The organism is Roseibium salinum (genome assembly GCF_026240905.1).
Classification (GTDB): domain Bacteria; phylum Pseudomonadota; class Alphaproteobacteria; order Rhizobiales; family Stappiaceae; genus Roseibium; species Roseibium salinum.
This window is the reverse complement of sequence record NZ_JAPEVI010000003.1, coordinates 4,180,892-4,200,445: the sequence shown is the minus strand read 5'-3', so window position 1 is coordinate 4,200,445 and position 19,554 is coordinate 4,180,892. Positions and strand designations below refer to the sequence as shown.

Sequence of the window (19,554 nt, the reverse complement as noted above, 5' to 3'; positions counted from 1 at the left end):
AATCAGGACGGCTGCGGCTCCATGCCGCCACTGGCCTCGTCGCCGCCGCGTTTGGCGCCGGTGGTCGGAACCGCTGAGGACCGGCCGATGGGCTGATCGTCGTCCGTGTCGCGGACCGGAGGCTTGCCGTCGAGAAGGCCTTTGATCTCCTCGCCGGAAAGGGTCTCATATTCCAGAAGCCCCTTGGCGATCGTGTGCAGCTGGTCTTCGTGATCGGCCAGGATCTTCTTGGCGGTCTCGTAGCCCTGGTTGACGAAGGACTTGATTTCCGCATCGACGATCTTCTGGGTCTCATCGGAGACATGCTGGTTCTTGGCGACCGAATGGCCCAGGAACACTTCCTCCTGGTTCTCGCCATAGAGCAGCGGGCCCAGCTTGTCGGACATGCCGAACTGGGTCGCCATCGCACGGGCGAGCTTGGTGGCCATCTGAATGTCGCCGGAAGCCCCCGACGTCACCTTCTCGTAGCCGAAGATCATCTCTTCCGCGACGCGGCCACCCATGGCAACGGCCAGATCGGCCTTGCACTTCGCCCGGGTCAAAGACACCTGGTCCTTTTCCGGAAGACGCATCACCATGCCGAGGGCACGCCCGCGCGGGATGATCGTCGCCTTGTGGATCGGATCGGAGGCGAGCTGATGCAGCGCAACCAGTGCGTGGCCGGCTTCATGATAGGCCGTCAGCTTCTTCTCTTCCTCGGTCATGACCAGCGTGCGGCGTTCCGCACCCATCATCACCTTGTCCTTGGCGTCCTCGAACTCGGCCATGGTCACCAGTCTCTTGGACCGGCGCGCGGCCAAGAGGGCTGCCTCGTTGACGAGGTTCATCAGATCCGCGCCCGAGAAGCCCGGCGTTCCGCGGGCAAGCGTCCTGACATCCACATCCGGCGCCAGCGGCACCTTGCGCATGTGGACCTTGAGGATCTTTTCGCGGCCGGTGACATCCGGGTTCGGCACGACGATCTGGCGGTCGAAGCGGCCCGGGCGCAGCAGGGCCGGATCGAGCACGTCCGGACGGTTGGTCGCGGCGATGATGATGATGCCTTCATTGGGCTCAAAACCATCCATCTCGACCAGCAGCTGGTTCAAGGTCTGTTCGCGCTCGTCATTGCCGCCGCCGAGACCGGCGCCACGATGACGGCCAACCGCATCGATTTCGTCGATGAAGATGATGCAGGGTGCATTTTTCTTGGCCTGTTCGAACATGTCGCGAACGCGGGACGCACCCACGCCGACGAACATTTCGACGAAATCCGAACCGGAGATCGTGAAGAACGGCACATTCGCCTCACCCGCAACGGCGCGGGCGGTCAGCGTCTTACCTGTGCCCGGAGGGCCGACCAGCAGCACGCCGCGCGGAATGCGGCCGCCGAGCCGCTGGAATTTCTGCGGATCACGCAGGAATTCCACGATTTCCTGAAGGTCTTCCTTGGCTTCGTCGATGCCGGCAACGTCCTCGAAGGTGACGCGGCCATGGGCCTCGGTCAACAGCTTCGCCTTGGACTTGCCGAAGCCCATCGCCTTTCCGCCCGAACCCTGCATCTGGCGCATGACGAAGATCCAGATGCCGAGGATGATCAGCATCGGCAGCCAGGAGAACAGCGCGCCGAGCAGCGGAGAGTTTTCCGCAGGCGGGCGGGCATTCACCAGCACGCCCTTGCCGCGCAGCTCGTTCACATACTGCGCCCCGTCCGGAGCATATGTCTGGAAGGCCGCGCCGCTGTTGTAGCTGCCGGTAATCTTCTGTTCCTGGATCGTGACAGACCTGACTTCACCGTTGTCGACCTGTTTCATGAAGTCCGAATAAGCAATCTCATTCGTCGCGCCTTGCTGCGCAGGACTTTGAAACAGCTGGAACAATGCGATCAACAGCAGGGCGATGATCACCCAAAGAGCAAAGTTGCGGAAGTGTGCGTTCATTTCGTTCCCTTAACCGCCCGACGCGACAGATTGCACGCGGTTGTATATCTCTTAGCGAACATAGGTCGCCGAAGGCCCGCTGCCAAGGCGGTGCGCCATAGTTGCGCATACGCACTGACTATTTTCTTAAGGCCGGAGCCCTAACAGATGTTGAACGCAAGGAAAACTCTAGATTCCCCCGTCCGTGTCCCCATCATCCACAAAAGTGGCCGTCAATTTAGCTTGGATCGGTAAACGTTCCAAATCCAGTTGAATACTATCGTCATTACTGACAGAGAGCTGTTCTACCGGAACACAAGACGCCACGAGCACCCCGTCCCGCGACCATACGGCGGGCGAACACGCGAAAGCTTCTTTCGGCCAGCCCTCCGGCCAGCGGATCTGCTTTGCCGGGACAGGCGCGTTGCAGAGCGGCCCGATGAGCAACCCGGCGTCCGTCTCCTGCGGCAACGGGCCGCGGGAGAGCGAATATCCGTACCGGTTGTCCCAGATACCTGCCTCCGTCGTGATCACCAGCGTTTCAGGTGGTGCCCGCCCCGCTTCCCTCCAGATATGGATGCGACCGGCATCAACTTCAATAAGGGCGCCTGCAAGCGTATGGCGGCAGGATGGCTCACGGATCAGAGCAGCGTCCAGCGCCTGCAGCTTCTGGAACCGGATGCGCGGGTGAACTCCCGTCACGCGGCCGACGACGTGGTTCAGCAGCCTCAGGCGCAGATCTTCAGCAATCCCGGCATAGGCCTCGCGGCTCATCCGGAGCGGGCCGGCCGCATGTTCGGCGACGTGCCGCGCGGCGAGGTCCCTGACCGTCGCCTCCAGCGCTTCGCGGGCTCGCCGCAGGTGGTCCGCCGTTCGGGCGATCCGCTCGGGCGTCAGCCCTTCCTCGGCCAGGAGGGAGGTGATTTTGCGCAGGCGGCTGCGCTTGTATTTCGGGTCCTGGTTGGAAGGATCAAGGCACCAGCTTAGCCCCCGTTCCCTGAGGCTGGCCTCCAGCCGTTCCTTGCGCAGGTTCAGGAACGGCCGCAGCAGTCTGAGGCCCTGTGGTCCATGCGGCTCGTCGGCGGCCATGGCGCTGAGACCGGAAAGACCGCTGCCCCTGGTGAGCCTGTCGAGAAACGTTTCCGCCTGATCATCCATATGATGAGCAAGCACCAGCGCCTCGGCGCCGGACTGCGCCATGTGGTCAGCGAACAGACGGTAGCGGGCCCGGCGAGCCTCGTCCTGAATATTGCTGGCGGGCTTTTCGCCCGTCCAGCGCAGGATCCTGCAGGACAGCCCGTGTTCCGCCGCAGCCCCGGCGACAAACTCCGCCTCGGCTGCGCTTTCCGGCCGCAGACCGTGATCGACGCAAAGCACCTCGGCGTCGCCCTGCCAGGAGACACGCTCTCTCCATTCGCTAAAAAGAACCAGCAGGCCAAGCAGAATCCGCTCCGCCCGAAACAGCGAGCGCCAGTCTTGAAAAGGATTTCAGCCCTGAAAATAAAAAATCGGCTTCATCGGCCGGGAGCCCTTCAGGCTCGACCGGCTCGTCAGGAACATTGTGCACGGCGCCGTTCATCCCGTGCCTGCGACAGAACGGCCGGCGCAGCGTCCGGGTATTTGTTCAGGAGCTCGGAAAACGTCGCACAGGCTGCGTCGGCCTCGCCCAGGCCACGCAGCGATACGCCGAGTTTCAACAGGCTGTCCGGGCTTTTCGAATTGCCGGGATGGTCCGTATAGGTCTTCAGGAAAGCATCCGCCGCTTCACGGTAGTTCTGTTGCGCCAGCAGGCTTTCCCCGAGCCAGTACTGGGCATTGGCCGTGAGCGCATCGTCCGGATAGTTTTCCAGAAATGTCCGGAAGGCGTGCTCCGCCTCGGCGTAGTTGCCATTGACCGCCATCGAATAGGCCTCTTCGTAATCCGAACGCGGATCTCCGGTGCCGATGATGTTGGCAATCTGGTCGTCGTCGGTCGCAAGACCCGGATCGGGAGCGTCCTGCCCGGATCCCGGAAGGTTTTCCAGTCCGGTGGCCAGCTTCGACAGGTCAATCGGCCCGTTGGAGGGCAGCCCCGTGTCGCCTTCGTATCCGCCGCTCTGATCCCAGTTGCCGTCTCCGGAGCCGTCAGCGGGCACCGTGGCGAAGCCGCCGCCCGGCGCGATCAGAGAGCCCGTTTGAGGCGTCCCGTCCGGACCGAGACCCGGCGCGGAGTTTCCGGGTGCGGGAGCCCCCGGAACACTGCCCGGCGCCGCATCGGAGCGCTGCCCCGGCGTCCCGCCTTCCAGCTGCTGGAAGCGGTATTCATTGTCTTCCTGCATGCGGCGCATCTGGTCCTGCAGTTCCCGCATCTGATAGGACAATTGCTCGATCTGTCCCGTCAGCGCCCGGATCCGCTCTTCCAGCTGGCTGATCCGCACAGCAGATTCGTCATTCTTGCGCCCAAAAAGCTGCGCTTCGGACGGTGTGGCAGCGGCGATGAAAACCAACGCCAGGACGAGACCCGCCAGTCCCTTGTATTTTCGCATTCAGTCCTCCGGTCTGGGATTTGCCGAGCATCAGGGTCAGGATGCAAACACCAGCACCATAGCAGATCCCCGCGCACGATCTCATATCATGCCCGGCCCTTTACTCAAGTGCACAGAGCGCCCGGACTTCGGCCAAATTTTGACCACGTCCGCCAGCAAGGCACAGAAACTGCCGATCCAGCCGGCTACAAAGCCGAAAGGCCGGGCACCAGGTACCCGGCCTCATTGGTAAACTTACCGTCAGATCAGTTGGTGGCGTTGTTCAGCACCGTGACCGCGCGGCGGTTCTGTGACCAGCAGCTGTTGTCATTGCACACGGCGACCGGACGTTCCTTGCCGTAGGAAATCGTCCTGACGCGCGATGCGCTCACGCCCTGCGAGACAAGATAGTCACGCGCGGACTGGGCACGGCGGGCACCCAGGGCAATGTTGTACTGGCGCGTGCCCCGCTCGTCCGCATGCCCTTCCACGGTGATCGTGTACTGGGAGTAGCGGTTCAGCCATTTCGCCTGGTTGGCAAGGGTCGCCTGCCCCTGCGCATTCAGGACCGACTGGTCCTCTTCGAAAAATACCCGGTCGCCGACATTGACGACGAAGTCCTGACCCGTGCCGGGCTTGGCATTCACGTTGCTCGACAGCCCGTCCGGTTTATTCTGGGCACATGCGGCCAAAAACAGAACCGCGAAACAGACTGCTATCCATCGCGCGCCCTGAGTGGCGTATTCTCTTTTGAACATTCCCGTCTCCTAATCCCCAGCCCGCCAACCTGACACACCGATCGTCCGGTTCTTGGTAAACGCTTTCTAGTCAAACCTGGTTAAATTCATCTTTGCAAACATGGTTAGCAGAAGATGAACGTTGCTTACAGCCGTAAGCCTTTCGTCCGGACCCACCCGCATTCAGGTTCACTCCTGATTGCGGGAAAGCCAATCGTTGCGAAGTCCTAGTCGATTAGGGGCGACCAGGACGGATCCGACGCGAAGGCCGGCGTTTCCAGGCGCTGCTCATTGTAGCCGGTCAGGTCCACGGTCCAGACCTGCGGCCCGCCGTTTTCGCCCGGCGTATCGCGGAAGAATACCAGGACACGGCCATTCGGCGCCCATGCCGGACCTTCATTGTGATAGCCCTCGGTCAGGATGCGCTCCCCCTTGCCGTCCGGTCGCATGACGCCGATCATGAACCGGCCCTGATGCTGCTTGGTGAAGGCAATCAGATCGCCGCGCGGCGACCAGACCGGCGTCGAATAGCGGCCCGGGCCGAAGGAAATGCGCTGTGCGTTGCCGCCGGTAGCGCTCATGACATACAGCTGCTGTGAGCCTCCACGGTCGGATTCGAACACGATCTGGCTCCCGTCCGGCGAGAATGACGGGCTGGTATCGATCGCGGCCGTGTTGGTCAGCCGCGTGGTCCTGCGGGACCTGAGGTCCATCTGGAAAATATTCGCATTGCCGCCCTGCTGCAGGCTCATCACGACGCTCTGGCCATCGGGCGAGAAGCGGGGCGCGAAGGTCATGCCGGGGAAGTTGCCGACGATTTCCCGCTGGCCGGTCTCGATATTGAGAAGGTAGACGCTCGGGTCCGTCCCCTCATAGGACATGTAGGTGATTTCCTGACTGGTCGGCGAGAAGCGCGGCGTCAGCACCAGCTCCTCGCCCTGGGTCAGGTAGCGCACATTGGCGCCGTCCTGGTCCATGATCGCCAGGCGCTTGATGCGCCGGTCCTTCGGCCCGGTTTCATCGACAAAGACGATGCGGGTATCGAAATACCCCTTCTCCCCCGTCAGCCGCTCGTAGATCGCGTCGGAGATGATATGGGCAAGACGGCGCCAGTTTTCGGGCGTGGTGTAGAACTGCTGGCCGAGCATCTGCTCCTGGGCGAAGACGTCCCACAGCCGGAACTCGGCGCGCAGCCGGCCGTCCGGCTGCTGGGTGACGGTTCCGGTCACGAGGGCCTGGGCGCTGATCTGGCGCCAGTCGCCAAAGCGCGGCGTGGAATTCACGCTCATGTTCTTCTGGATGAAGCTTGCCGGATCGAGCGGATTGAACAGGCCGGAGCGCTTCAGATCGGCCGAGATGACCGACGTCATGTTCGCGGCAAGCTGGCTGTCGCCCCCTTCGGCGGAAAAGGGCGGCAGAGCTATCGGCAAAGGCTCGATATTGCCCTGGGTGATATCGATTTCGACCACCGCCGATGCGGTGGACGGCGCCAACACGCCAGCCAGGGCCATAAGGATCGCCAATGCGATGGCTTTCCCGCCGGCAAGAAAAGAAGGTATTTTCAACATTCCACCCATGAGCACCACAGTTCCCTATCGACTTGGTTCCGGTCACACCAACTCATCTTGCGCTAACCCCCGAGCATCTCTCTCGGGTCAAAATTGATGATGACTTCCTGCCAGGCTTCATACTTGGCAATTGGCAAAGAGTATGGCTGACAGCGTATGATCGCGCGCACGGCGCTGCTTGCGGCGGCCCGGAAGGCCGGATTGCCGTTCGCGTTCATGACTTCCGGAGAGCTGGACACTTCCCCGCTCTGGGAAAGGTTGAAGCGGACCCGGACCATGAGTTCTTCCGCACCGACCGCACCGACGGGCGGGCTCCAGCATTGGGCCACCTGGCCTCTGAGCGCATCGAGTTCCGACTGGCTCATGCGCACGTCCTGCTGCCCTTGCCTCGATCCGAGCGAAGCCGGCTCCTGCGAGGCCTCGCCCGCCTGTTGGGCGGGTTCCACCTTGTTGAGCAGGGCCGCGATCTCCGTGCTGTCGAAATCGTCCTTCGGCGGCTCCGGCGCCTGGCGCGGCGGCGTCGGCTTTGTGCGCGGCGCGACGTTGGTCACGATCCGCTGCGGTTCCGGCGCGGCTTCCTGCTGCGGTTCCGGTTCCGGCGCAGGTTCCGGCTCGGTTGCGGGCTCCGGTTCGGGAGCCGGCTCGGGCTCGACCGCCGGTTCGGGTTCAGGCGCGGGCTCGGGCTCGGCGACCGGTTCCGGTTCGGGAGCAGGTGCCGGCGCAGGCGTCGGAGCGGGGGTCGGCTGCGTCGGCTGCTGAACCTTGCTCTCACCGGGCTTGTCGGCCGGCTTCGGCGTTTCCTTCGACGGCGTCTCGCTCGGCTGCACTGCCGCGACATCCCGGACTTCCGCCGTCTTCTCACCGATCCGCAGTTTCGTCAGTTCTTCCACAGGCACCAGTTCGACCGGCAACGAATCCACTTGAGGAACGGAAAAGCTCTCCGCGTCCGGAAAGGCGATCAGACCCCAGACCAGGATAGCCGTGTGGCCGGCCAAAGACGCGATGAGACCTGCGCGCATGACGCGTTACGAGTCCCGTTCTTCCAGAGTGACGAGGCCGAGACGTTTAAACCCGGCCGCATTGATCCGACCCATAAGCTTCATCATGGTGCCGTAGTCGGAATTCTGATCGCCGCGCACGTAGATGCGCTCCTCGTATCCATTGGCGGCAATGGCTTCGAGTTTCGGGACGACCTCTTCGAGGGCGATCGGCGTGTCCTGGATGAAGATCTCACCCTGGGCATTTACCGAGATCGTTATCGGTTCCGTATCTCCTTCCAGCGCCTTGGCGCGGGTTTCCGGAAGATCGATCGGCACGCCGACCGTCAACAGCGGCGCGGCCACCATGAAGATGATCAGCAGCACCAGCATGACATCGACCATGGGCGTCACGTTGATCTCGCTCATCGGCGCGTTCCGCCGCCGGCGCCGTCCGCGCCGCCCGCCCGTCTGCCCTGAGGCGACCTGCATGGCCATGGTTCAGCCCCTCTCGTCGATCTGGCGGGAAAGGATCGCGGAAAACTCGTCGGCGAACCCTTCCATGCGCGAGACCGCCTTGCCGACGTCGGACGCAAACTTGTTGTAGGCAATCACCGCGGGGATCGCGGCCAGCAGACCGAGGGCGGTTGCGAACAGCGCCTCGGCAATACCGGGTGCGACCACGGCCAGGTTCGTGCTTTCCGAGGCGGCGATCGCCTGAAATGCGGTCATGATGCCCCAGACCGTCCCGAACAGACCGATGAACGGCGCTGCGGAGCCCACCGTTGCCAGGATCAGCAAACGGCTTTCCAGCCGCTCCGCTTCTCTCTGGATGGTGACGTCCATCACCCGGTCGATGCGCTGCTGCAGGCTGCCGATGGCCGGGCGCGCGCCCTCATGGCTCCGCTTCCATTCGCGCATGGCGGCAACGAACAGGGCGGCCATGGAATAGTTCACGCGATTGTGGAGCGTTGCATACAGCTCTTCAAGCGACTGGCCCGACCAGAACACGGTTTCGAACCGGCTCATTTGCCGCTTCGTGCGGCCGACCAGCATGATTTTGTCGACGATGATCGCCCAACACCATACGGAGGCGATCAGCAGACCAAACATCACGATTTTGACGACAATATGCGCCTGCCAGAACAGTGAAAAGAACGAGATATCACCGTGCGGCGCCGTCAATGTCGATTGGACAAGTGTTTCCATATACTCAATGACCTCTAGGCCGTCTGACGCTGTTTTGCATTTACGTATCCGGCAACTACAGCGAGGAGCCGGATTCAGCCGGCCAGCTCTTGCAACCAGCCGCTTCTCTGACCTTTGATTTTGTCAAAACTGGGACTGTGCGGGTCAGGCACGCACTTATCTAAAGGAATCAATTAAGGTTACTGCAAGCTTAACGAAGATATTCGATTTGAAATTATTTTGCGGGGCTTTGAGCGTTTCTCGCCAGCTCCAGGCCCTCAAGTCGTTCAATCAATAGAAGTTTCACCCGGCACATGGTGAAGAAGTCTTTCCGCCAGCGGTTGCGGCAATCGGATCGGACGACCTTCCGCCGTGATCACGGCAACCGTTACCGCCGCCGATACCAGCAATTCCCCACCCCGGTAAATCAGCTGATCCAGCTTCACGCGGGCGCCCTTATGCTCCGAAAGACTTGTGTGCACCTCAAGAATATCGTCGATTCGGGCCGACCTTTGGAAGTCCAGCGTCATGGAACGCACGGCAAAAGCGAGAGCCGCCCCATGGGTCCCATCGGCCAGTTCCTTGTGATGGATCCCCAACAGACGCAGAAAATCCGAACGCGCACGCTCGAAGAACCGCACATAGGCGCCGTGATAGACGATCCCTGTAAAGTCCGTGTCTTCGTAATAGACACGCACGGGAAGAACATGACCGCCCTCTTCCAGACGCCCTGCAAGATCCGGCCAATCCGTCACATCGCTTTCCCTTCGGAACAAATGCAGCAAGCCCCCCGGTCAATCGACCGGGAGGCTTCATGCCCGGGACGAACCTAGGTTCGCGCTTAGGCGGCTGCAACCTCTGCAAGGAATTTTTCGACAGAACCGCGCAGCCGCTCCGCCTGCTGCTTCATTTCGATCGTCGCCGTGAGCATGTCGCCGACGGCGGCGGAATTCTCCGCAACGCCTTCGTTGAGCGAGGCCACGGTCGCCGCCACGCTGCGCGTGCCATCGGCCGCTTCGGCCACGTTGCGCGAGATCTCGTCGGTCGCGGCGCCCTGCTGCTGTACGGCGCCGGCAATATTCGTCGTATAGGAATTGACCTCTTCGACCGATTGGGAGACCCGGGCGATTTCGTCGACCGCTTCCGTGGTGGACGCCTGAATGGCGGCGATCTGGGCGGAGATCTCTTCCGTTGCCTTCGCGGTCTGGCCGGCGAGCGACTTCACCTCCGAGGCCACCACCGCAAAGCCCTTGCCGGCATCGCCGGCGCGGGCAGCCTCGATGGTCGCGTTCAGCGCCAGGAGGTTGGTCTGTTCCGCGATTTCGGAAATCAGCGACACCACGTCGCCGATCTTGTTGGCGGCTTCCGCAAGGCCCGAGATCTTCGAGTTCGAGCTCTGCGCCGCTGTAGTGGTCTGCGCCACGATGGAAGCGGTCGTCTCGACCTGGCGGGAGATCTCCGAAATGGAGGCGTTAAGCTCTTCCGTGGCGGAAGCGACCGCCTGCACATTGGAGGATGCGCTCTCCGACGTGGTCACCGCCGTCTGCCCCTGTTCGGATGCGGAGGAGGATCGCTCGTTGAGTGCGGAGGACACTTCCTCGACACGCGCGATATTGGTCTCCACCAGCTCCAGAACGGCCTGGGATTCGGCGCGGAACGCCGCAATGAGCGTGTCGATCTGCTGTTCCCGCTTTTCGCGCGCAACGTGGCCGACCCTGCGCTCGGCAGCGAGGCGTTCGCGCTCGACCGAGTTTTCCTGGAAAACCTCGATGCACCGGGCCATGCGCCCGATTTCGTCCTGACGGTCGGTCGCTTCGACCGTCACTTCCAGATCGCCGTCGGCGATCTTGCGCGCAGCATCCGAAAGCCGCTCCATCGGCGCAAACATGCGTCGCGTGATCCACCAGATCAGACCGACGATGGGGATCAGGCACAGGAAGCCGGAAACGATCGCGCCATAGGTAATGCGGTTGGCGGCCGCCGAAAGCTCGGTCTGGCGGATTGCGTCCACGACGCCGTAGGGCGTGTTCTCGAAGGTGTTCCTGGCTTCGGCATAGCGGAAGTCGTTGCCGTCCAGCGCGATCAGGCGGTTGCCCGCAGCGATGTCCTCAAGCTTGTGAACCGCATTTGCCCGGCCCGAGGCATCCAGATGCACGAGCTCGCCCGCCGCATCGACGAGAAAGATCTGCTCGCTCTCCCCAAGCCCCGTCGGCTCGTTCAGCATTGCCGCCAGCCGCTCCATGTCGGCCGACAAGGCGATGGCGCCAAAGAAGCGGTCCAGATAAAAGACCGGCGCCGCAAGCGCCAGGGACACCTTGCCTTCCGAGTCCACCACAAAGCCGGAGGAATAGATCTGCCCGGCGGCAAGCGTCTCGTTCCTGGACGCTTCGAACAGCTTGCCGAACGCGATCTGGGTCGGATGGCCCTGGATTTCCGGCGCGTCCACGTGATGCGCGAATTCAGGGCCCTTCTTGTAGGTATACGCGATGAAGCCTTCCGGATTGGCGAGGGCCGCATCGGAAAACAGCCCCTGATCGATCATTTCCTTGTAGATCGGCTGGACCACCTTGTGATTGTTCACATAGTAGTTCGACTCCGCCGGTTCGACGAGCAGATGGCGATCCTGCGCCGGATGCGGATTGTCGGCAACGAAGATCTTTCTCAGGGTATCCGTCTGGCCTTCCTTCAGATTTTTCCAGCCGACCATGATTTTCATCAGGCTGTCCTTGGCCTCTTCCCGCGAGACGAAGAACGACGCACCGTAAGTGACCTGGTAAAGGGCCAGGTCGAGAACCTTTGCCTTCGCCTTGGTGGCGCTCTCCAGCGCGTTGTCCGCCTGACCGTTCGCCACATCGCGCGAAACCGTCGATATGACCGTGACAATGGCAACGCACATGGTCAGCGCGCCGGCCAGGAACATAAGAGCCAGTTTGGATGAAAGCCGCTTCCGCATAGTATCCCCCGAATAGTTGAGGAGAAACTACGCCAGGATTCGCCAATAAAAGCTTAATCGAGTTTTGAACCCATCGATAAAAATAACTAGCCCTTTGTCCTTAGATATCAAGTAAGACCGCTTCGACTACTCGGGCTCGGCAAACAGACCTATTTGCGCGCCTTCGGGCCGGGTGGGCGCGGCCAGGCCGAGGTGGTCGAAAGCCATGGGTGTCAGGAGGCGACCGCGCGGGGTCCGCTGCAGAAAGCCGTTCTGGATCAGATAGGGTTCGACGATTTCCTCGATGGCGTCCCGAGGCTCCGACAGGGCCGCGGCGATGGTTTCGATGCCCACCGGCCCGCCGCCGAAATTGACGGCCAGCTGGTCGAGGTAACGCCGGTCGAGACTGTCCAGCCCCGCCGCGTCGACTTCCAGCTGAAGCAACGCCTTGTCGGCAAGGTCCCGGTCAATGCGCTCGGCGCCGGCAAACACGGCAAAATCCCGCACCCGGCGCAACAGCCGCCCGGCGATACGCGGCGTGCCGCGCGAGCGCTTGGCGATTTCGCGCGCCCCGTCCTCCGTCATGCCGACGCCCAGGATTGATGAGCCGCGTTTGACGATGTGTTCCAGCTCGGCGACCGTATAGAATTGCAGACGGACCGGAATGCCGAACCGGTCTCTCAACGGGTTCGTCAGAAGCCCGAGCCGGGTGGTTGCCGCAACCAGGGTGAATTTGGCCAGGTCGATCTTCACCGAGCGGGCCGCGGGCCCCTCGCCGATGATGAGGTCGAGCTGGTAATCCTCCATGGCCGGGTAAAGCACTTCCTCGACCGCCGGACTGAGCCGGTGGATCTCGTCGATGAACAGGACATCGCGCTCTTCCAGATTGGTGAGCAGCGCCGCCAGATCCCCCGCCTTGGCGATCACCGGGCCGGATGTCGCGCGGAAATTGACGCCGAGCTCGCGCGCCATGATCTGCGCAAGCGTCGTCTTGCCCAATCCCGGGGGGCCGACGAAGAGGACGTGGTCCAGCGCTTCGCCACGTGCCTTGGCCGCGCCGATAAAGACCTTCAGGTTGGCACGGGCCTGCGCCTGGCCGACAAAATCGTCCAGCGACTGCGGGCGCATGGTGCTGTCAATTTCATCGCCGCGGATCTCCGGCGTTACGATACGTTTGTCATCCGACATTGGATACGGCCAACAACAGCAGCGCCAGAAGCAGCAAGGAATAGGCCACTCTCAGCGCATGGAATTTTCTGAACTGACTGCGGACGAACGGGTCGTCCGTCTCAATCCGGCGCCCCTTCACAGCGAACGACCGGTCGCCCACCGCCAGGGAGAAACGGTGGTCGAGATACATCATTCCGCCGATGCCAAGCACCACGAAAACGACCGCAATGACGGCATAGGTAATGAATATCATCCGGCCAGTTCCTTCAATCCCAAACGGATAAGCATTTCGGTCGTGGCCTGTTCTCCCGCGGACTGCATGGCCCTGGCAACCGCCGCGCTTGCCTGCGGCTGGCCGTAGCCGAGATTGGTGAGCGCCGAGACCGCCTCCGCCACCGGCCGCGCGGCCACCTTGTCGGCAACGCTCTGGGACACCGTGATGGTCTCCTGATCGATGCTGGCAAGACCGGGCGCCTTGTCTTTGAGCTCCGACAGGATGCGTTCGGCCACACGCTTGCCGACACCGGGCGCCCGGGAAATCGTCGCCTTGTCGCCAAGCGCAATCGCGTTGGCCACTTCGCTGGCCTTCAGAATGCCCAGGATGCCCAGCGCCACCTTGGCGCCGACGCCCTGCACGGTCATCAGGATCCGGAACCATTCGCGTTCGGCCTCGACGCCGAAACCGTAAAGCCGGATCATGTCTTCGCGCACGATGGTCTCGATGAACAGGACCGCCGCCTCTCCGGTCCTGGGAAGGCCCTGCAGGATGCGCGAGGGGCAATGGACCTGATAGCCGACGCCATGGACATCCAGGATAACGTGATCCTCGCCATAGCTGTCGACAACCCCTTTGAGTTTTCCGATCATGCAGCCCCCAGTGCAGCAAGCCGCGCGGCGCCGCTGGCCCGGTGCTGCGCATGACAAATTGCGATCGCCAGTGCATCCGCCGCATCGTCCGAATTGAACGTTGCCCGCGGCATCAGGATCTTCACCATGGCCCGGATCTGGTCCTTTTCCGCATGGCCCGTGCCGACCACGGTCTTCTTCACCAGGTTCGGCGCGTATTCGGCCACCGGCAGACCGGCGAGCGAGGGCACCAGCAATGCGATCCCGCGCGCCTGGCCGAGCTTCAGGGTCGCGCCCGCATCCTTGTTGACGAAGGTATGCTCCACCGCCGCTTCCGCCGGATCGTGCAGGCGAACCACTTCGGTGAGGCCGTCATGCAACTGCACGAGACGTTCCGCCAGGCTCTTTTTGTTGTCCGAGGTCACCGTGCCGGACGCAATGAAGGTAAGCCGGTTTCCGGCCGCCACGATCATGCCCCAGCCGGTGCGCCGCAGTCCCGGGTCGATGCCCAGCAAACGAATCGCATGTGTCATGGAACAAATCGGTAACAAAACTTCCGCGTTGACGCCAGACAAAGCGCGGCTTACCAAGCCGAAGCCTGTCTAAAACCGGTCCAAAACGCAGTTACTTTGCCGAAAGTGCGGCCTGCACGCTGTAACAATGACGGCGCGCGCCGGCACCGGCGATTCGTTATTCCTTCTTTTGATCCCGCCCGCGAGTTTCAATGTTCGAACTTTTCAGCTCATTTCCGCCCGACCTGCTGCTTTTCCTGGCCGGCGTTCTGTTCGTCGCGGGCTGCGTGCGCGGATTTGCCGGCTTCGGCGCGGGAATGATTTTCATGCCCGTGGCGGCCAGCGTCATGCTGCCGTCGACCGCCGCGGCCGCCTTCCTGTTCATTGACGGGATCGTTGCCATGCCGCTCGTCTTCCGCGCCCTGCGCCAGTGCGACTGGCCGACCGTGCTTCCGGCCGTCATCGGCGCCGTGCTCTTCGTCCATTTCGGCGCATGGCTGCTGGCGAATGCCGACGTCCTCGTCCTGCGCTGGAGCATCTTTGCCATTGTCACCGGACTGTTGCTGCTGCTGATTTCCGGCTGGCGTTACGAGAACAAGCCGACGCGGCCGATATCGTTCGGGGTCGGGGCCGTCGCCGGCGTTCTCGGCGGCATCTCGCAGGTGTCCGGCCCGCCGGTCGTCGTCTTCTGGCTCGCCAGCGCCCGGGAGCCGGCAATCGTCCGGGCCAACCTGATCGTTTTCTTCGCCCTTGCCAGCATCGGCACCTTCATCGCCTATATCCTGAACGGCTTTTTCACCCTGCAGGTCTTCCATCTGCTGATCATGGCCATTCCGGTCTATGCCCTGGCGATCTACGCCGGCTCGAAAGGCTTCTCCAGGTCAAAGCCCACCCTTTACCGGAAACTCGCCTACAGCCTGATCGCCCTGGCGGCCGTTACCAGCATGCCGGCGCTCGATCCGCTATTCCGCTAACTTGTCCTGCCACTTGGCGCATTTTTCGCGCATCAGCCGCTGTAGCTCGGCATCGAATTCGTCCCGGTCGGCGGAGGCCTGCGCCAGGATGCTGAGCGCGACGATCGCCGCGTCGGCCGCTTCCTCGCGCACATCCGCAAGCGTCATGTTCTTGTAGGCGCTGCCGGGAGCCCCGGTCGCGGCAAGAACCGCCTGCGCCAGCTCACCAGCCTCCTCGGCCAGTTTCAGCGACCGCTCCTGCAGGGTCTTGGGGTCCTGTTGCGTCAGTTCGAAAATGCCGAACATCAAACTCTCCAACAAGGGGTCGGGGTCACCGCCGCTGAACAACAAAAACCCCGGCAACGCCGGGGCACGTTGATGACAGACCCTCAGATCGTCCTCCCGGACGCAGCGAAGCGGAGATCCGGGATCGGAGAGCCACGATCTGTCGGACAGATCGACCTGCATTCAGGCCGACTTGCCTGAATGCAGAGAAGGTGAACGCTTTCAAGGGGCCGGGCATCCTGCCTGCGATCTTCCGAACGCCGGATGCCCTGAAAGACGAAAGGTAGCGGCTCTCCGATCCCGGCTCGCGCTGCGCTTGGCCGGGATGACGACGGAAAGGCACTACCTCGTCAGCAAATTGACCCCGCTGGTGTCGGTATCTCTTCGCAACCGTCGAGGCGCCTCAGGACGCCAGCGCCGCCATGGTTTCCTCGTCGACGTCGAAATTCGAATAGACGTTCTGAACGTCGTCATCGTCTTCCAGCATGTCGATCAGCTTCATGAGCGTCTGGGCCTTGTCCGCGTCGACCGGCGTCAGGTTCTGCGGCTTCCAGATGATCTTGGTGGACTCCGCCTCGCCCAGCGCATCTTCCAAAGCCGTGGCGACGTCGTTCAGGTCTTCAAAGGCGGTGTAGATGGTGTGGCCGCCCTCGTCCGACTGGACGTCTTCGGCACCGGCTTCGATGGCGGCGTCCAGAACCGCTTCCGCTTCCCCGGCGTCCGGCTTGTAGACGATCTCGCCGACCCGGTCGAACATGAAGGAGACCGAACCGGTTTCGCCCAGGGACCCGCCGCATTTGGTGAAATACGAGCGTATGTTAGAGGCGGAGCGGTTGCGGTTGTCGGTCAGCGCCTCGACGACGATGGCAACACCTGCCGGGCCGTAGCCCTCGTAGCGGATTTCCTCGTAGTTGTCGCCGTCGCCTGACTGCGACTTGTTGATCGCGCGCTGGATGTTGTCCTTGGGCATGGACTGCGCCTTGGCGTTCTGGACGGCCAGGCGCAGGCGCGGGTTGGCGTCCGGATCCGGATCGCCCATCTTCGCCGCGACGGTGATTTCCTTTGACAGCTTGGAAAACATCTTGGACCGGGCCGCGTCCTGGCGTCCTTTGCGGTGCATGATGTTCTTGAATTTTGAATGGCCTGCCATGGCTCTTCTCGGTTCTCTACGGATGATTTCAATGAAAACTGCGCCGCTTATAGGCAAGTTGGCTCGGAAAATCCAGCTTGCAGCGCCGCGTGGACGGGCTTGCCGTCAGGCGCGGCCCGAAGGCGGAAACGGCCCGGTCAGCCCGCCGACGGCCAGAAGGCGGGCAGAGCCGGCTCCAGCCGCCCGCCGATCCTGACCGGCGCTATGCGCTCCGCCAGTCCGGTGCTGTCGTCGGTCTCGATGGCGACGCCGCTGATGGTGGCCCGGCCTGTGGCCGGTGTAAACCGGGAGCGCGGGATCTTTCGCTGGAAACGGTTCACCGGCTCGTCCTTGTCCATGCCCAGCACGCTGTCATAGGCCCCGCACATGCCCGCGTCCGAGATATAGGCCGTGCCGTTTTCCAGGATCTGGTGATCGGCCGTCGGAACATGCGTATGCGTGCCCACGACAAGGCTGACCCGGCCGTCCAGGAAATGCGCCATCGCCTGCTTTTCGCTGGTCGCCTCGGCATGCATGTCGATAACGATAGCGTCCGCCACCTGGCCGAGCGGGCATTCGTCCACCACCCGGCCGACGGCGGCAAACGGGTCGTCCAGCGCATCCATGAAGATCCGGCCCATGACATTGGCGACCATCACCTGGGCGCCATTGCGCGCCGTATAGAGGTGCGCGCCCCTGCCCGGCGTTCCGGGCGGATAGTTGACCGGGCGCAGCAGGCGGTCCTGACGTTCGATATAGACAAGCGTCTCGCGCTGGTCCCAGACATGGTTGCCTGTGGTGACGACGTCGGCGCCCGCATCCAGGACGTCCTGGAGGATGGCCTCGGTAATGCCGAAACCGGAAGCCGAATTTTCACCGTTGACGATAACGAAATCGAGCTGATTGTGCTCCACCAGCTCAGGCAATTTCTCGATAACAGCCGTGCGGCCGACACGGCCGACAAGATCGCCCAGAAACAAAATACGCATAAGTCCTCACTGGACGCCCTGAGGCCGGCCCTGGCCGGTCAGCCGAACGCCCTGTAACCCTGTTCGGTCAATATCCCGTTCAAGGGCTTGTCATGCGCCTCCACAGGCACGCGGTCAACCTCTTGTTCGGAAAATGCAAGCCCGATGCACAGCAGCGGCCCGGTCTCCTCCAGCGCGGTGATCACCTTGTCATAGTGACCCTTGCCGTAGCCGATACGGTTGCCCGCGTTGTCAAAACCGGCCAGCGGCATCAGCAGGACGTCGGGGCGCACCGCCTGCGCTGCGGGGCCGGGCGCCATGGTACCGAACCCCACGGGCACCAGATCCGCATCGCGTTCCAGCTTCCGGAACACCAGATAAGGCTCCGCGACCACCGGAAGGCACAGCGTGTGCCCTTTCTGACGCAGGCAATCCAGCAGCGGCCTGGGGTCGATTTCCTCGCGGATCGGCCAGAAGCCCGCGACCACGGCACTGTCCGCGATCGGCAGTCCGTCGGCATAGTCCGCCAGCAAGAGGCTCTTTTCGATCCGCTCGACGTCGCTCATAGCCTTGCGGCGGGCAAGCGCCTGCCGGCGGAGCAAGTCTTTTTCTGCAGCGAGCTGGGGAATGGCAGTCATTGGCCCTCGTCAGGGTACGGACACACGAGATGGGATGCAAGGCGCGAAGGTGCAGGAAACCCGGCCGGTTTTCAAGCCTCGCGCACCGCGGTTCCCGGTTGCACCGAAGAACGCCGCTGGCGTCCGGGTTCACGGGTCCGCACCCGAGGGCTCGGACCGCCCGCGTGGGCGATCCTGTGCGGCCGACCGACCGTTGGAATTGCGATCCCGGGAAACCTACTATGTAGGTGGGCGCCGTGTGCAACGGACCACGGTCCAGAGCAGGGACAGCTCCCAAGGGAAAGCGTAAGGCCCCGGGGAAATTTTCCTGACGTATCGGGCAGCCGCGACTAACGCATATAAACCTGCGCCCGGGCAATTTCCAGAGCCGCGCGGGTTTCATCGCAAATGAATTTTTCGATTGCGGTCCGGGCCCTTCCCGGTTCAGGAGCTTTCAGGCGAGCGCAAGCTCTTGCTGAGACCGTCCGCAAGGCTTTCGATCCGCGCCGCCGCGGTGTTGATCGCCCTGGAAAGCTCCTGTTCGTTCTGGCTCATATTGTCCAGCGCATCGACCTGCTGGCGCTTGGCGTCGGCAATTTCCTGCTCCAGGCCGGCGACCTTGCGTTCCATTTCCGAAAGCTGGTCCGCCGCCATGATGCCGGCCATGACCGTCAGCCGCTGATCGCCGATTTCACCGAAGGCGACCTTCAGCTCGGAAATCCAGCCGTCGAACCGGGCGGCGAGCCCTATCAGCCGGTCTTCCTCGCCGTCGTCACAGGCCATCCGGAAGGACTTGCCGTTGATCGTGACCGAAATCTGCGCCATCCGTGCCTAGCCTCCATGCGCGTCGAGGACGCTGCGTATGGTTTCCATGGCCGATACCAGGCGCCGGGAGACATCCTTGTTGGCTTCTTCCAGCCGCGATGCCCGGGCCTGGCTCTCATCGAGAGAGGCCGCGAGCTGGGACCGGTCTTCTCCGAGCCGCTGCAGATCGTCCTGCAGGGCGTTCAAGGACCTGTCCGCGTCCATGCGCCGCTGCACCGCCGTTTCCAGATGGCCCACCGCCGCCTCCAGGCGTTTAACCGCGTCGGTAAGGCTGGTCTTTTCCATACAGTCGACTTCCGACATCTATAACGTCGTCCCAACAGTTTTACGGCTACGGCGGCGGCCTGTTCCTTCCAATCCGACAAACCGGAGATCGGCGCATCTGCCCGCGCATCTCTTGGCTGAATTGAATGCACGTCAATTATGGCATTCAAACGCAAGTTTG

The 19,554-nt window shown here is 62.4% G+C and carries 21 protein-coding genes and 1 other RNA gene; 1 reads left to right on the top strand and 21 read right to left on the bottom strand.

Annotated elements, in window-relative coordinates; translation table 11 throughout:
* Nucleotides 1–2: 2 nt before the first annotated feature.
* From ftsH to ruvC, 14 genes are all read right to left on the bottom strand, one after another.
* Nucleotides 3–1,919, bottom strand: a complete 1,917-nt coding sequence (gene ftsH / locus ON753_RS24115) for an ATP-dependent zinc metalloprotease FtsH (protein WP_265966300.1) — start codon at nt 1,917–1,919, stop codon at nt 3–5.
* Nucleotides 1,920–2,087: 168 nt separating this feature from the next.
* Complete coding sequence (tilS, locus tag ON753_RS24110) at nt 2,088–3,329, bottom strand: tRNA lysidine(34) synthetase TilS (protein ID WP_265967252.1); 1,242 nt, start codon at nt 3,327–3,329, stop codon at nt 2,088–2,090.
* Nucleotides 3,330–3,448: 119 nt separating this feature from the next.
* Nucleotides 3,449–4,423, bottom strand: a complete 975-nt coding sequence (ybgF, locus tag ON753_RS24105; protein ID WP_265966297.1) for a tol-pal system protein YbgF — start codon at nt 4,421–4,423, stop codon at nt 3,449–3,451.
* A gap of 245 nt (nt 4,424–4,668) precedes the next feature.
* Complete coding sequence (pal, locus tag ON753_RS24100) at nt 4,669–5,160, bottom strand: peptidoglycan-associated lipoprotein Pal (RefSeq protein WP_265966295.1); 492 nt, start codon at nt 5,158–5,160, stop codon at nt 4,669–4,671.
* 206 nt (nt 5,161–5,366) lie between these two features.
* Nucleotides 5,367–6,650, bottom strand: coding sequence for a Tol-Pal system beta propeller repeat protein TolB (gene tolB, locus ON753_RS24095; protein WP_265967251.1), 1,284 nt, complete (start codon nt 6,648–6,650; stop codon nt 5,367–5,369).
* A gap of 119 nt (nt 6,651–6,769) precedes the next feature.
* On the bottom strand, nt 6,770–7,726 hold the full coding sequence (locus ON753_RS24090) for a cell envelope biogenesis protein TolA (RefSeq protein WP_265966292.1): 957 nt from the start codon (nt 7,724–7,726) through the stop codon (nt 6,770–6,772).
* 6 nt (nt 7,727–7,732) lie between these two features.
* Complete coding sequence (gene tolR, locus ON753_RS24085) at nt 7,733–8,182, bottom strand: protein TolR (RefSeq protein ID WP_265966289.1); 450 nt, start codon at nt 8,180–8,182, stop codon at nt 7,733–7,735.
* Between the two features lie 3 nt (nt 8,183–8,185).
* A complete protein-coding gene (gene tolQ, locus ON753_RS24080; RefSeq protein ID WP_265966288.1) occupies nt 8,186–8,893 on the bottom strand; it encodes a protein TolQ in 708 nt (235 codons plus the stop codon).
* Between the two features lie 266 nt (nt 8,894–9,159).
* A complete protein-coding gene (gene ybgC, locus ON753_RS24075; RefSeq protein ID WP_265966285.1) occupies nt 9,160–9,627 on the bottom strand; it encodes a tol-pal system-associated acyl-CoA thioesterase in 468 nt (155 codons plus the stop codon).
* Between the two features lie 86 nt (nt 9,628–9,713).
* Nucleotides 9,714–11,825, bottom strand: a complete 2,112-nt coding sequence (locus tag ON753_RS24070; protein WP_265966284.1) for a methyl-accepting chemotaxis protein — start codon at nt 11,823–11,825, stop codon at nt 9,714–9,716.
* 126 nt (nt 11,826–11,951) lie between these two features.
* Nucleotides 11,952–12,992, bottom strand: coding sequence for a Holliday junction branch migration DNA helicase RuvB (gene ruvB, locus ON753_RS24065; protein WP_265966283.1), 1,041 nt, complete (start codon nt 12,990–12,992; stop codon nt 11,952–11,954).
* Nucleotides 12,982–13,227, bottom strand: coding sequence for an endonuclease (locus ON753_RS24060; protein ID WP_265966281.1), 246 nt, complete (start codon nt 13,225–13,227; stop codon nt 12,982–12,984). Before ON753_RS24060 ends, ruvB begins: the two co-directional genes overlap by 11 nt.
* Entirely contained in the window at nt 13,224–13,841 is a 618-nt protein-coding gene (gene ruvA, locus ON753_RS24055) for a Holliday junction branch migration protein RuvA (protein WP_265966279.1), read from the bottom strand. Before ruvA ends, ON753_RS24060 begins: the two co-directional genes overlap by 4 nt.
* Nucleotides 13,838–14,353, bottom strand: coding sequence for a crossover junction endodeoxyribonuclease RuvC (ruvC, locus tag ON753_RS24050; protein ID WP_265966277.1), 516 nt, complete (start codon nt 14,351–14,353; stop codon nt 13,838–13,840). Before ruvC ends, ruvA begins: the two co-directional genes overlap by 4 nt.
* Before the next feature lie 191 nt (nt 14,354–14,544).
* Between ruvC and ON753_RS24045 the strand changes: the two genes are divergently transcribed.
* Nucleotides 14,545–15,306 carry a sulfite exporter TauE/SafE family protein gene (locus ON753_RS24045; RefSeq protein ID WP_265966275.1) on the top strand — a complete coding sequence of 254 codons (762 nt, stop codon included), beginning with the start codon at nt 14,545–14,547 and terminating at the stop codon, nt 15,304–15,306.
* On the opposite strand, the gene ON753_RS24040 is transcribed toward ON753_RS24045, so the two are convergent.
* The 7 genes from ON753_RS24040 to ON753_RS24010 all read right to left on the bottom strand — a co-directional run bounded on the left by ON753_RS24040 (nt 15,295) and on the right by ON753_RS24010 (nt 19,394).
* Complete coding sequence (locus tag ON753_RS24040) at nt 15,295–15,591, bottom strand: MazG-like family protein (protein ID WP_265966272.1); 297 nt, start codon at nt 15,589–15,591, stop codon at nt 15,295–15,297. The genes ON753_RS24045 and ON753_RS24040 overlap by 12 nt on opposite strands.
* Before the next feature lie 382 nt (nt 15,592–15,973).
* Nucleotides 15,974–16,720, bottom strand: coding sequence for a YebC/PmpR family DNA-binding transcriptional regulator (locus ON753_RS24035; RefSeq protein WP_265966270.1), 747 nt, complete (start codon nt 16,718–16,720; stop codon nt 15,974–15,976).
* Between the two features lie 137 nt (nt 16,721–16,857).
* Nucleotides 16,858–17,688: a TIGR00282 family metallophosphoesterase gene (locus tag ON753_RS24030; protein WP_265966267.1), complete on the bottom strand. Its 831-nt coding sequence runs from the start codon at nt 17,686–17,688 to the stop codon at nt 16,858–16,860.
* A 38-nt stretch (nt 17,689–17,726) separates the two neighbouring features.
* Entirely contained in the window at nt 17,727–18,305 is a 579-nt protein-coding gene (locus ON753_RS24025; protein WP_265966265.1) for a 5-formyltetrahydrofolate cyclo-ligase, read from the bottom strand.
* Nucleotides 18,306–18,480: 175 nt separating this feature from the next.
* Nucleotides 18,481–18,634, bottom strand: a non-coding RNA gene (ssrS, locus tag ON753_RS24020) — 6S RNA.
* 94 nt (nt 18,635–18,728) lie between these two features.
* Entirely contained in the window at nt 18,729–19,109 is a 381-nt protein-coding gene (locus ON753_RS24015; protein WP_265966264.1) for a cell division protein ZapA, read from the bottom strand.
* A gap of 6 nt (nt 19,110–19,115) precedes the next feature.
* Nucleotides 19,116–19,394, bottom strand: a complete 279-nt coding sequence (locus ON753_RS24010; protein ID WP_265966261.1) for a DUF4164 domain-containing protein — start codon at nt 19,392–19,394, stop codon at nt 19,116–19,118.
* Nucleotides 19,395–19,554: the final 160 nt, after the last annotated feature.